Origin of the sequence: Geothrix sp. SG200, from assembly GCF_022808935.1 — a bacterium.
Classification (GTDB): Bacteria; Acidobacteriota; Holophagae; order Holophagales; family Holophagaceae; genus Geothrix; species Geothrix alkalitolerans.
This window is the reverse complement of sequence record NZ_JAKZFR010000002.1, coordinates 139574-152006: the sequence shown is the minus strand read 5'-3', so window position 1 is coordinate 152006 and position 12433 is coordinate 139574. Positions and strand designations below refer to the sequence as shown.

Below are 12433 nucleotides of genomic sequence, written 5' to 3'. Positions count from 1 at the left end.
TCAGCATACCTGGGAATCCGCGATCGATCGACTCGCCTTCTTACAACGAACGATCTAGACCGGCGCCAGGAGCGAGCGCGATAGCCACCACTCCAAGGCGTGGGCGAGGAAAAACACGAGTCCCACAAGGCTATTCAAGGTGAAGAAAGCCTGGTCGATGCGGGACAGGTCGCCGCCCCGGACCAGCCACTGCTCCTTCGCGAGCATGACCGCCACGGTGGCCCATCCGGCCCAGGAAATCAGGTGGCTGCCCATGTGGAGGTTGAACATGGCCCAGGCCGCCAGCGCCACGAGGTGGAGGGCGCGGGAGAGGGCCAGGGCCCCGCCAGTGCCCAGCCTGACAGGCATGGAATGCAGCCCCTTGTCGCGGTCATAGCCTTGGTCCTGGAGGGAATAGAGGATGTCGAAGCCTGCGGTCCAGGCGAGGACCCCCCCGGAAAGCCACAGGGCCGGGGCCTCGATGCGTCCTGACACGGCGATCCAGGCCCCTAGAGGCGCCCCAGAGAGGGACAACCCCAGCACCACGTGGGCCCAGGAGGTGAAGCGCTTGCAGAGCGAGTAGCCCAGGATGATCACGAGGGCCAGCGGCGAGAGGGCCCAGGTGAGGGGCCCCAGGGCGCCGGCCGCCAGGCCGAAGAGGACGATGCCCGCTCCCATCAGGAGCATGGCGCCCACCCGGGAGACCCGGCCTTCGGGCAGGGCCCGGCTCGCGGTGCGGGGGTTCTCCGCGTCCACGTCTACGTCCACCAGGCGGTTGAAGGTCATGGCCGCCGTGCGCGCCCCCACCATGGCCGCGAGGATCCACAGGATGGTCCGCAACGGGGGGATCCCCTGGGCCGCCCCCAGCGCCCCCAGGAACGCGAAGGGCAGGGCGAAGACCGTGTGCTCGAACTTGATCATGTCGAGCAGTTCCATCAGGTGTCTGAAGGGGGACCCGCCCGGCGAGACCGGCTGGGCGGACGGCTCGCCAGCCTCCGGCACGGGCAGGTCCGTTCCCGTCGGGGCGGATCCGGTGGGCTGTTCAGGGGGGAGCGTCGTGCTGTCCATTGAAGACATGATCCAGCGAATCGAGGCCGTTGTCTTGGGGGGGGAGTTCGCCTAATCCTCCGTCCGCAGCCGGTAACCCACGCCAGGCTCGGTCTGGAGGTAGCGGGGGCGGGAGGGATCCTCCTCCAGCTTGTGCCGGAGCTGGGCCATATAGACGCGGAGGTAGAGGGGCTGGGCCCCGGCCACACCGCCCCAGACCTCCTTCAGGAGCTGCCGGTGCGTGACCACCCTCCCTGCATGCCGGATCAGGGTGGTGAAGAGCCTGTATTCGAGCGGGGTGAGGTGGACTTCCTGGCCCGCCACCAGGACTTGGCGCCGGGCCAGGTCCACGCGCCAGCGCCCGAGGGTGAACAGCGGGTCTTCCACCGCCCCGGGGTCCGCATGGCGGAGCGCCACCCGGATGCGGGCCAGGAGCTCGCCGGTGCCGAAGGGTTTGGTGAGGTAGTCGTCCGCGCCCACGTCCAGGGCGCCGATCTTGTCCGTCTCCCGCCCCCGGGCGGAGATGACGATGACCGGGGTGCGGCTCCACTCCCGCAGCCGGGTCATGAGGTCCAGGCCATCCATGTCGGGGAGGCCCAGGTCCAGCAGGATCACGTCCGGCCGGTGCTGCACGGCCAGGGCAAGGCCCTCCCGGCCCGAAGCGGCCTCCAGGTAGCGATAGCCGCCGCCCTCCAGGGCCACCCGGAGGAACCGGCGCATCTGGGGTTCGTCCTCCACCAGGAGGACCTGCAAGGCCTCAGGAGTCATGGACCCTCCTCGGGCATGGGTGGAGGCGTGCCCAGGGGGAGGCTCACGAGGAACTGCGCGCCGCCTTGGGGATGGTTGACCGCCTGGATCCGACCCCCGTGGGCCGCCACGATGCCCTTGCAGATGGCCAACCCCAGTCCCGCGCCAGGATGGCCCACGGCGGCGTCACCCCGGGCCAGTTTCTCAAAGATCCGCACTTCCTCTCCGGGAGCGATCCCGGGGCCCCGGTCTGTCACGGACAGAGTGAGGGACTTCCCCGCAGCCCAGGCCTTGATGTCCACCTGGGAACCCGGCGGCGAATACTTCAGTGCGTTGTCGAGGAGGTTCACCAGTACCTGCTCCATGAGGACGGGATCCATGGCCACCAGCGGCAGATCATCGGGCAGGTGGGCTTTCACTCGTGCAGACTCCGCTCCCAACTCTCGGCGATCCAGGGCGGCGCCCACCACCTCCTCCACGGGGATCCACTCGGTGCGGAGCTCCATGGCCCCGGCCTCGAGGCGCGTGATGTCCAGCAGGTTGCTCACCAGGCGATGCAGCCGCTGGGCCTCCTCCTGGGCCGAGGTCAGGAGGTCGCGTTGGGTGGCGTCCGAGAGGTCGGGCGTCTCCAGGACCGTGCTCACGGCACCGGTGATGACGCCCAGCGGCGTCCGCAGGTCGTGGGACACGGAGCTGAGCAGGGCGTTCCGCAGGCGCTCCTCCTCGGCCCGCTGGCGGTCCGCGGCGCTCTGCTCGGCCAGGAGGGCGCGCTCCAGGGCTAGAGCGGTCTGGGTGGCGAAGGCCTCCAGCAGCTGGCGCTGGTCCGGTTCCACCCACCGAGGGGCTCCCTCTGGAAGCACACCCATCACACCCAGGGGACCCTTGGACCCCTTGAGTGGCAGGTAGGTGGCCCGGGCCCCGGGCAGGGTGCCCGTGCCCAGTCCGGCAGGCTCGTCATGCTCGAAGACCCACTGGGCCACACCCCGTTCCTGGTCGTTCAGCGGGAAGGCGAAGTGATGGGCCGGTGCCTCCAGGTGTCCGGAACCGTCCGGGAGCAGGACCACTGCATGACTCTGGAACTGGGACGCGACGTTCTGGATCGCAGCGGCCACCAGAGCTGTGGACCCAGCGCTGCGGGCCAGTCCCTGCCCCAGCCGGAAGAGGGCCTGTGTCCGTTGCTCCCGCCCGCGGGCCAGACGGGCCTGGGCCCGGATCCGCTCGGTGAGATTGCCGATGACCACCCCCACCAGAAGCATCACGGAGAAGGTGCCCACGTGGCGGAAGTCGGATACCACGAAGGTGAAATAGGGGGGCACGAAGATGAAATCGAAGGCCGCCACGCTCAGGACCGAAGCCAGCAGCGAGGGGCCGCGGCCGAATCGGGTAGCGACCACCAGGATTCCCAGCAGGTAGACCATCACGATGTCCGCCAGCTCTGTTCGCCGGAAGACCAGGCCGGCGACGGCCGTCGCGAGGGCCACCGTGATGAGGCTGAGCAGGTAGTTCCGCAGGGGGCTCGTGATGCGGGGCCGGAGGGCTGAGGGGCCCGCCTGTTTCGCCGTTTCGCCCGTGATGACGTAGATGTCGATGTTCCCGCTGTGGCGGATGAGGTCATCCACCGGTGAACCGGCGAAGGCATCGAGCCACCTCGGACGCGAAGGCTTGCCCACCACGATCTTGGTGATGTTGCGGTCCTGGGCGAAGGCGAGGATGTCCTCGTCCGGACGGCCACCGCCTTCGATGACGACCGTTTCCCCACCCAGCTTCTCGGCCAGCCTGAGATTCTCCTCGACACGATTCCGCTCTTCCTCGCTGAATTTGAAGTGCCGGGGTGATTCGATGTAGAGGGCCACCCATGAGGCCCCCAGGGACCCTGCCATGCGGCGTGTGGCGCGGATGAGCCGCTGGGAGAGCCCGTCCGGACCGACACAGACCAGGAGCCGGTCACCGGCAGCCCAGGTCTTCCGGATACCCTCGGACTCCATGTACCGTCGCATCTGAGCGTCGACGTTCTCTGCTGTGTGGCGCAAAGCCAACTCGCGAAGGGCGAGAAGGTTGCCTTTGCGGAAGAAGTGCTCGCGGGCATGGCGGGCTTGCTCTGGAAGATAGACCTTGCCCTCCTTGAGCCGGACGAGCAGATCCTCCGGGGCCAGGTCCACCAGCTCGACTTCGTCCGCCCGTTCCATGACGGTGTCCGGGACATTCTCTCGAACCGTGACGCCGGTGATCTGCGCGATGACGTCCTTGAGGCTTTCCAGGTGCTGGACGTTCATCGTGGTGTAGACGTCGATGCCCGCGTCCAGCAGTTCCATGACGTCCTGCCAACGCTTGGCGTGGCGGGATCCCATCACGTTGGTGTGGGCGAGCTCGTCCACGAGAATCAGCGCCGGCCGGCGGGCCAGGGCGGCGTCGAGGTCGAACTCAGGAAAGAACTGACCGGCGTAGGCCAGTTCCTTTCTCGGCAGGATCTCCAGCCCCTCCGTCAGGGCGGCCGTCTCGCTCCGGCCATGGGTCTCGACGACTCCGATGACCAGGTCGGCACCCTCAGCTCTCCGCTCCCGGGCCTCGGACAGCATGGCGTAGGTCTTGCCGACACCCGGGGCCGCGCCAAAGAAGACCTTGAGCTTCGCCCGATTCTCCCGGGCTTCCTCCGCCTGGACCTTGCGGAGCAGGGCATCAGGGTCAGGGCGTGGGAGGGCCATGCCCCCTACGCTATCGGGATTTCTGGTTGTTTGCCCCAAACTGGTCATCAAGGGCCAGGTTGAGCTTCAGGACGTTCACCCGAGGCTCGCCCAGGACGCCCCATTGCGGGCCTTCGACATGAGCGGCCACGAGGCCGCGTACCCTGGCCTCGTCCAGCCCTCTCGCCAAGGCCACCCGGTGAGCCTGGAAGAGCGCGGAAGCCGGGCTGATGTGTGGATCCAGCCCGCTGCCCGAGGCGGTGACGAGGTCCACGGGGACGGGGCCTGTGGCCTCCGGGTCTGCGGTCCGGAGAGTGGTGATCCGATCCAGGACGGCCTTACGGAGATCCGGGTTGCTGGGCGCCAGGTTGGACCCGCCGCTACCGGCACCGTTGTAGGGCAGGGGCCTGCCTTGGGTGTCGACAGTGACGGAGGGGCGGCCCCAGAAGTCGCGCGGGGCCGTGAAGGACTGGCCGATCCACTCGGAGCCGATCACCTGGCCATTCCTGCGGATCAGGCTGCCCTGGGCCCGGTGGGGGAAGAGCGCCCCAGCCAGCCCAGTGACCCCCAGCGGGTAGGCAAGGCCGGTGAGGGCGGACAGCGCGAAGAAGGCGACGAGGGCTGGGCGGAGCTGGAAGTTCATGGGGTCTCCTACGCAGTGAGGTGAAGGGCGACCAGCAGCCAGTCGATGGCCTTGATGCCGATGAAGGGCACCACCAGGCCCCCGGCCCCGTAAAGCAGAAGGTTCCGCTGCAGCAGCTGGGCCGCGCCCACGGGTCGGTACGTCACGCCACGAAGCGCCAGGGGGATGAGCGCCACGATGATGAGGGCGTTGAAGATCACCGCCGAGAGGATGGCGCTTTCGGGGCTGTGGAGCCGCATGACGTTGAGTGCGCCCAGGGCCGGGTAGGTGGCCACGAAGGCCGCAGGCAGGATGGCGAAGTACTTGGCCACGTCGTTGGCGATGCTGAAAGTGGCCAGCGAACCACGGGTCATGAGCATCTGCTTGCCGATCTCCACGATCTCGATGAGCTTGGTGGGGTTGGAGTCCAGATCCACCATGTTCCCTGCCTCTTTCGCAGCCTGGGTGCCGCTGTTCATGGCCACGGCGACATCGGCCTGAGCCAGGGCCGGGGCGTCGTTGGTGCCATCCCCGGTCATGGCCACCAGCCGCCCACCGGCCTGATATTCGCGGATGAGCTTCAGCTTCGCCTCCGGTGTGGCCTGGGCGAGGAAGTCGTCCACCCCTGCCTCCGCGGCGATGGCGGCGGCGGTGAGGGGGTTGTCGCCGGTGATCATCACCGTCTTGATGCCCATGTCCCGCAGTTCCGCGAAGCGATCTTTGATGCCGCCTTTCACGATGTCCTTGAGCTGGATGACGCCCAAGGCATGCGGTCCTTCGGCCACCACGAGCGGGGTGCCGCCGGCCATGGAGATCTGGTCCACGGTCCGGCGCAGGTCGTCCGGGAAGGTGCCGCCGTGGGATTGGACGTAGGCTTCAATGGCCGAGGCGGCCCCCTTGCGGATCTGGCGTGTGCCCAGGTTCACGCCACTCATCCGGGTCTGGGCGGTGAAGGGCACGAAGTGGGCGTCCAGGGCGTGGAGATCCCGCTCGCGGAGGCCGTGCTGTTCCTTGGCCAGCACCACGATGCTGCGTCCTTCCGGGGTCTCATCGGCCAGCGAGGAGAGCTGGGCCGCATCTGCCAGGCGCTTCAAGCCCACGCCATCGGCGGGCAGGAAGGCCACGGCCTGCCGGTTGCCCAGGGTGATGGTCCCGGTCTTGTCCAGCAGCAGCACATCCACGTCGCCCGCAGCCTCTACGGCCCGCCCGGATGTGGCGATGACATTGGCCTGGATCATGCGGTCCATGCCCGCGATGCCGATGGCGCTGAGGAGGCCACCGATGGTGGTGGGAATGAGGCAGACGAGCAGTGAGACCAGCGCGGTCAGCGTCACGGGATGCCCCTGTCCGGCGGCCTTGGTGGAGAAGACGGAGTAGGGCAGAAGGGTGGCGGTGGCCAGCAGGAAGATTAGGGTGAGCCCCGCCAGGAGGATGTCGAGGGCGATCTCGTTAGGCGTCTTCTGGCGCTTGGCGCCCTCCACCATGGCGATCATGCGGTCCAGGAAACTCTCGCCCGGATTGGACGAGATGCAGATCACCAGCCAGTCGGAGAGCACGAGGGTTCCCCCGGTGACGGCGGAGCGATCGCCGCCGCTCTCCCGGATGACCGGGGCGCTCTCGCCTGTGATGGCGCTTTCATTAACCGAAGCCACGCCTTCGATGGCTTCTCCATCACCGGGGATGGTCTCGCCCGCTTCCACGAGCACGAGATCGTTGACGCGCAGGGCCGGTGCATCGACCACCTCGTGCGGCCCCGTCCTGTCGGACCCGAGCAGCCGCCTGGCCTTCACGTCGCGCTTGGACCGGCGCAGGGAATCCGCCTGGGCCTTGCCCCGACCCTCCGCCATGGCTTCGGCGAAATTCGCGAAGAGGAGGGTGAACCAGAGCCAGAGGGAGATGGCCAGGATGAAGCCGGGGCGTCCCTCTCCGCGGCCCGTCAGGGCCTGGATCCAGAGGCCCGTGGCGAAGGCACTGCAGATCCACACCGTGAACATCACGGGGTTGCGGAGCTGGTGGAGGGGGCTCAGCTTCCGGAAGGCATCCAGCACGGCGCGCCGCGCGATGGCGGGTTCGAAGAGGGGCCTGTCCTGCCGCGAGTGGGAGGTCATCGGATGCTCCTCAGGGTCAGGTGTTCGGCAATCGGCCCCAGGGCCAGGGCAGGAATGAAGGTGAGGGCACCCACCAGGAGCACCACCCCGATGAGCACGCCGACGAAGAGCGGGGTGTGTGTGGGCAGGGTGCCCAGGCCTTCGGGTGTGTGTTTCTTCTTCACCAGGGAGCCGGCGAGGGCCAGCACGGGCCAGATCACGCCGAAGCGGCCCAGGAGCATGGCGACGGCCAGCCCGTTGTTGTAGAAGGGCGTGTTGGTGTTGAGGCCGGCGAAGGCGCTGCCGTTGTTGTTGGAGGCGCTGCTCCAGGCGTAGAGGATCTGGCTGAAGCCGTGGGGTCCGGGATTGCTCACGGAGGCCACGGCCGCCGGAACGAGCACAGAGATGGCCGTCCCGATCAGCACGGCGGCGCAAGGCAGGAGGATGGCGATGGAGGCCATCTTCATCTCGAAGGCCTCCACCTTCTTGCCCAGGTATTCGGGGGTTCGGCCCACCATGAGGCCGCCGACGAAGACGGCGACCAGGGCGAACATGAGCATGCCGTAGAGCCCCGATCCGACGCCGCCGAAGACCACCTCTCCCAGCTGCATGAGCCACAGGGGGACCAGGCCTCCCAGGGGTGTGAAGGAGTCATGCATGGCATTCACGGAGCCGTTGGAGGCTGCCGTGGTCGCCGTTGCCCACAGGGCAGATCCGCCGGGCCCGAACCGCAGTTCCTTGCCCTCCATGTTCCCGCCCGGCTGATCGAGGCTGGCCACCTGGGTCATCCCCAGGCCGTCCAGGGCAGGGTTTCCCTTCACCTCGGCCTGCGTGCAGACGGCCAGCGCCCCGACGAACATCACGGTCATGGCCGCCAGCAACGCCCAGCCCTGGCGGCGATCCTTCACCATGTGCCCGAAGGTCACGCAGAGGGCCGCGGGGATGAGGAGGATGCTCAGCATCTGGACGAAATTCGAGAGCGGCGAGCTGTTCTCGAAGGGATGGGCGGCGTTGGCGCCGAAGAACCCGCCGCCGTTGGTGCCGAGCATCTTGATCGCGACCTGGGATGCCGCGGGGCCCATGGCGAGCACCTGTCCGCCAGCGGTGTGGAGGTAGGCGGACAGGTTCTGGATGACGCCCTGGGAGACCAGGAAAAGGGCGAGGGCGAAGGACAGGGGTAGGAGGATATAGAGGGTGCTGCGCACCAGGTCTACCCAGGCATTCCCGAGGCCCGCGGCGCTGCGGCGCGTGATGCCCCTGACGAGCGCGGCCAGCACCGCGATGCCGGTCGCGGCGGAGATGAAGTTCTGCACCGTGAGGCCCAGCATCTGGGTGAGGTAGCTCAGCGTCGCTTCACCGCCGTAGGCCTGCCAATTGGTGTTGGTGATGAAACTGACGTCCGTGTTGAAGGAGAGGCCCGAGGCGACGTTGGCCTGGCGCTCGGGGTTCAGGGGCAGGGCCGCTTGGGTCTTCATCAGGAGGAACACCGCCGCCAGGCCGAGGAGCTTGATGAGGGTGATGGACCAGGCGTAGGCCTTCCAGCCCATTTCATCGTCCTCGTGGATGCCCATGAGGCGATAGATGCCTCGTTCGAGGGGGCGCAGGATCGGGTGGAGGAGGGTGCGCCCGTCCTCAAGGACCTTGGCCATGTGGGTTCCCAGGGGGTAGGCCAGGCTCAGGAGCAGGGCCAGGTACAGCAGGTTCTGGGACCAGGCATGGCTCATTGGAACGTCTCCGGCTTCAGCAGAGCGAAGGTGAGGTAGCCCAGAAGGCCCAGGGCCAGGAGAGAGGCCAGCAGGAGGGTGAGGTTCATCGGAGCATTCCTTCCCGGGGTTGGATCTGGGCGATCAACCAGAAGAAGAAGGGAAGAAGCATCAGGATCAGCATCCACCAGCCGCTGGTGCGTCCGCCCTCACCCTCGTTCCAGAGCGCGCGCGCGGCCCGGAGGCCCAGCCAGGCTGCCAACGCGGCGAATGGGAAGAACCATGGCATCACGAGGTGCACAGAGACTCCTGCGGGCGACCTGGTCCGTGAGGGGGCACCCGATCCGACAGCATGGTTCGAGCCCCGTTAAGACGCTGTTAGGAGTTGAGGCGGACCGATCGAGGTGTCGTCGGGGCAGGCGTTCTAGGCTGGATTCCTAACGCCTTCTTAACGCCGTTCCTGGCCATTCTTGTCGGTTGGCCCGACCCCGGAGCAGGTGGACCGGGCCGGTCCCATCGTCATCCCGTCTGGACCCGCCATCCCAGGAACCCCGGTCATGCCCAATTACAGAACCCTCCTCCTGGGCCGGCGTCTGGCCAGCGAGGAAAGCCACGAGACCCGGATCAGCAATCCCATCGCCCTGGCGGTGTTCAGCTCGGACGCGCTGTCGTCCGTGGCCTATGGCACCCAGGAGATCATGGCGCCCCTCACGGCGTCCGTGGCCGTATTTGGGGCCGGTGTATTGGGCTGGTCCTGGTGGGTGGCCCTCGGCATCGTGGCCCTGCTGCTGGTCCTCAATGTGAGCTACCGGCAGACGATCCATGCCTACCCCAGCGGCGGCGGCGCCTACCTGGTGGCCAAGGACAATCTGGGCGAAGTCGCCGCCCAGACAGCCGGCGCCTCGCTGCTGATCGACTACATCCTGACCGTGGCCGTGTCCGTTTCGGCCGGCGTTTCGGCCATCGTCTCAGCCTTCCCGGGGCTGGAACCCCATCGCATCTTCCTCGCCGAGGGCATCATCGCCTTCATCGCGCTCATGAACCTGCGGGGCGTGAAGGAGAGCGGCCTTGTCTTCTCGCTGCCGACCTACGGCTTCGTGGCCTGCATCGTGGGCCTGCTGGCCAAGGGCTTCTGGAACGTGGCCATGGGTCACGACGTGGCCACTGCCCACGTCGCGACCGCCCACCTGGAAGGCACCTCGCGGCTGGCGGCGGTGTGGCTGCTGGCCCGGGCCTACAGCGCGGGCTGCACCGCCCTGACGGGTGTGGAGGCCATCAGCAACGGCGTCACGGCCTTCAAGGATCCGGTGTCGCGCAATGCATCGAAGACCATGACCGGCATGGTGGCGCTCCTCGGGACGATGTTCCTGGGGATCACCTACCTGACGAACCATTACGGCCTCACCTACCACCCGGATGCTCCGGAGACCCTGCTGTCCCAGCTCACCCGGCTCATCCTGGGCGGTGCGGAGCATGGACTCCCGAAGCTCGTGTACCTCGTCACCACCGGCTTCACCATGGCCATCCTGGCGCTTGCCGCCAACACGGCCTACGCGGATTTCCCCCGGCTGGCGGCGCTCCATGCCCGCGACGGATTCCTCCCCCGCCAGTTCACGAGCCAGGGGGACCGCCTGGTCTTCTCCAACGGGATCTTCATCCTGTCCCTGGCAGCGGGGTTCCTGGTTCTGCTCTTCGGGGCGAAGGAGGACCACCTGCTGCCGCTGTACGCCGTGGGCGTGTTCCTGGGGTTCACCATCAGCCAGACGGGCATGGTGCTTCGGTGGTTCCGCCTGAAAGGGAAGGGCTGGCAGGCGAAGGCGCTGGTCAACGGGCTGGGGGCGGCCACCACGTCTGTCGTCATGCTGGTCATCGCCATCACCCGGTTCGCCCACGGCGCGTGGATCGTCATCGTGCTCGTACCGCTGATGGTCGTGACCTTCTTCAACATCCACCGGCACTACATCCGGGTCAAATCCATCCTCGCGGCCAGCCGGGTGGACTTCCTCGGGCCCCGCCGCAACCGTGTGGTCGTGCTGGTCTCCGGGATCCACGCTGGCGTGGTGCAGGCCCTGAACTACGCGAAAGTCATCGCCGGACATGGCGAGGTGGAGGCCCTGACCATCGACTTTCCCGACGAGCACGGCCGGGACAGCGCCGCCCTGGAGAAGCTGCGCTCCGACTGGCCGCGGTACTGCGAGGGGATTCCGCTCCGGTCCATCCGTAGCCCCTACCGGAAGATCGTCGAGCCCATCGTGAACGAGCTGGACCGCATGCGACAGGTGGAGCCGGAGTACACCACCACAGTCATCCTGCCCGAGTTCGTCACCGGGCACTGGTGGGCGAACCTGCTGCACAACCAGACGGCCTGGCGGATCAAGGGCACCCTGCTCCTGAAGCCCAAGACCATCGTGATCTCCATCCCCTATCACGTGGAGCCGCTGGTGGAGTAGGCTGCGGGCCCGACCCTGGGGTTTCCCCGCGGGCACCGGAGCCGACACTTGAACCATCCAAGTATCGCTGGAGGGCGCTATGGGAAACCTCGGACCGATGGAAATCCTGCTGATCGGCATCGCACTGCTGATCTTCTTCGGGCCTTCGAGGCTCCCCGAGCTGGGCAAGAGTCTCGGGAGGGGCATCCAGGAGTTCAAGAAGGCCAGCCGCGAGCTGACGGACTCGGTCAAGGAGGACCTGACAGACGACAAGGAGAAGAAGTAGACCGGAACCGGAGCATCAAAAAAGCGCCCGGCTGGGCCGGGCGCTTTTCTTGTGGTTCGTGCAGGTTCAGCCCACGCCGCCGCCGCTGGTGGCGGGACGGTAGGTGAGGCTGGCCTTGATGAAGTCGCGGTTCATGCGCGCGATGTTCTCCATCTTGATGCCCTTGGGGCAGGCGGCTTCGCACTCGCCGTGGTTGGTGCAAGTGCCGAACTCCTCGGCGTCCATCTGGGCGATCATGTCGCGGACGCGGAGGTGGCGCTCGGGCTGGCCCTGGGGCAGGTGGCCCAGGTGGCTGATCTTCGCGGAGACGAAGAGCATGGCGCTGGCGTTGGGGCAGGCGGCCACGCAGGCGCCGCAACCGATGCAGGCGGCGGCATCCATGGAGAGGTCGGCGCTCTGCTTGGGGATGGGCAGGGCGTTGGCATCCTGGGGCGAGCCCGTGGGCACGCTGATGAAGCCGCCGGCCGCGATGATGCGGTCGAAGGCGCCGCGGTCCACCATCAGGTCCTTGATGACCGGGAAGGCTTCGGCGCGCCAGGGCTCGAGGGTGATGCTGTCCCCGTCCTTGAAGCTGCGCATGTGCAGCTGGCAGGTGGTGGTGCGCTCGCGGGGGCCGTGGGGGCGTCCGTTGATCACCATGCTGCAGGTGCCGCAGATGCCCTCGCGGCAGTCGTGGTCGAAGGTGATGGGTTCCTCACCCTTGCGGATGAGACCTTCGTTCACGACGTCGAGCATCTCCAGGAAGGACATGTCGGGGCTGATGTCCGCGGCGGGGTACTCGACGAACTTGCCGTCGCACTTGGCATTCTTCTGCCGCCACACGTGGAGGGTGAGATTGAGGTTCTTGGTCAT

At 67.2% G+C, this 12433-nt stretch carries 11 protein-coding genes; 2 read left to right on the top strand and 9 right to left on the bottom strand.

Annotated elements, in window-relative coordinates; translation table 11 throughout:
• Positions 1-54 precede the first annotated feature (54 nt).
• From ML539_RS06000 to ML539_RS05965, 8 genes are read right to left on the bottom strand one after another with little or no spacing between them, the layout of a single operon-like run.
• The gene (locus ML539_RS06000) at positions 55-1056 is read right to left on the bottom strand and encodes a UbiA-like polyprenyltransferase (protein ID WP_243321644.1); all 1002 of its coding nucleotides are present in this window, start codon (positions 1054-1056) and stop codon (positions 55-57) included.
• Positions 1057-1098: 42 nt separating this feature from the next.
• Positions 1099-1794, bottom strand: a complete 696-nt coding sequence (locus ML539_RS05995; protein WP_243321643.1) for a response regulator — start codon at positions 1792-1794, stop codon at positions 1099-1101.
• On the bottom strand, positions 1791-4475 hold the full coding sequence (locus ML539_RS05990; RefSeq protein WP_243321641.1) for a sensor histidine kinase KdpD: 2685 nt from the start codon (positions 4473-4475) through the stop codon (positions 1791-1793). Before ML539_RS05990 ends, ML539_RS05995 begins: the two co-directional genes overlap by 4 nt.
• 10 nt (positions 4476-4485) lie before the next feature.
• Entirely contained in the window at positions 4486-5097 is a 612-nt protein-coding gene (kdpC, locus tag ML539_RS05985) for a potassium-transporting ATPase subunit KdpC (RefSeq protein WP_243321639.1), read from the bottom strand.
• 8 nt (positions 5098-5105) lie between these two features.
• Positions 5106-7184, bottom strand: a complete 2079-nt coding sequence (gene kdpB / locus ML539_RS05980; protein WP_243321637.1) for a potassium-transporting ATPase subunit KdpB — start codon at positions 7182-7184, stop codon at positions 5106-5108.
• Positions 7181-8887 carry a potassium-transporting ATPase subunit KdpA gene (gene kdpA, locus ML539_RS05975; RefSeq protein WP_243321634.1) on the bottom strand — a complete coding sequence of 569 codons (1707 nt, stop codon included), beginning with the start codon at positions 8885-8887 and terminating at the stop codon, positions 7181-7183. Before kdpA ends, kdpB begins: the two co-directional genes overlap by 4 nt.
• Positions 8884-8976 carry a K(+)-transporting ATPase subunit F gene (kdpF, locus tag ML539_RS05970; protein ID WP_243293527.1) on the bottom strand — a complete coding sequence of 31 codons (93 nt, stop codon included), beginning with the start codon at positions 8974-8976 and terminating at the stop codon, positions 8884-8886. The genes kdpA and kdpF overlap by 4 nt, the downstream gene beginning before the upstream one ends.
• Entirely contained in the window at positions 8973-9167 is a 195-nt protein-coding gene (locus tag ML539_RS05965) for a hypothetical protein (protein WP_243321631.1), read from the bottom strand. The genes kdpF and ML539_RS05965 overlap by 4 nt, the downstream gene beginning before the upstream one ends.
• 256 nt (positions 9168-9423) lie before the next feature.
• On the opposite strand from ML539_RS05965, the gene ML539_RS05960 reads away from it, so the two are divergent.
• Together ML539_RS05960 and tatA are read left to right on the top strand one after the other, a co-directional pair.
• Positions 9424-11316: an APC family permease gene (locus tag ML539_RS05960; protein WP_243321629.1), complete on the top strand. Its 1893-nt coding sequence runs from the start codon at positions 9424-9426 to the stop codon at positions 11314-11316.
• A gap of 79 nt (positions 11317-11395) precedes the next feature.
• The gene (tatA, locus tag ML539_RS05955) at positions 11396-11581 is read left to right on the top strand and encodes a twin-arginine translocase TatA/TatE family subunit (RefSeq protein ID WP_279341527.1); all 186 of its coding nucleotides are present in this window, start codon (positions 11396-11398) and stop codon (positions 11579-11581) included.
• 66 nt (positions 11582-11647) lie between these two features.
• On the opposite strand, the gene ML539_RS05950 is transcribed toward tatA, so the two are convergent.
• The gene (locus ML539_RS05950; RefSeq protein ID WP_243293532.1) at positions 11648-12433 is read right to left on the bottom strand and encodes a succinate dehydrogenase/fumarate reductase iron-sulfur subunit; all 786 of its coding nucleotides are present in this window, start codon (positions 12431-12433) and stop codon (positions 11648-11650) included.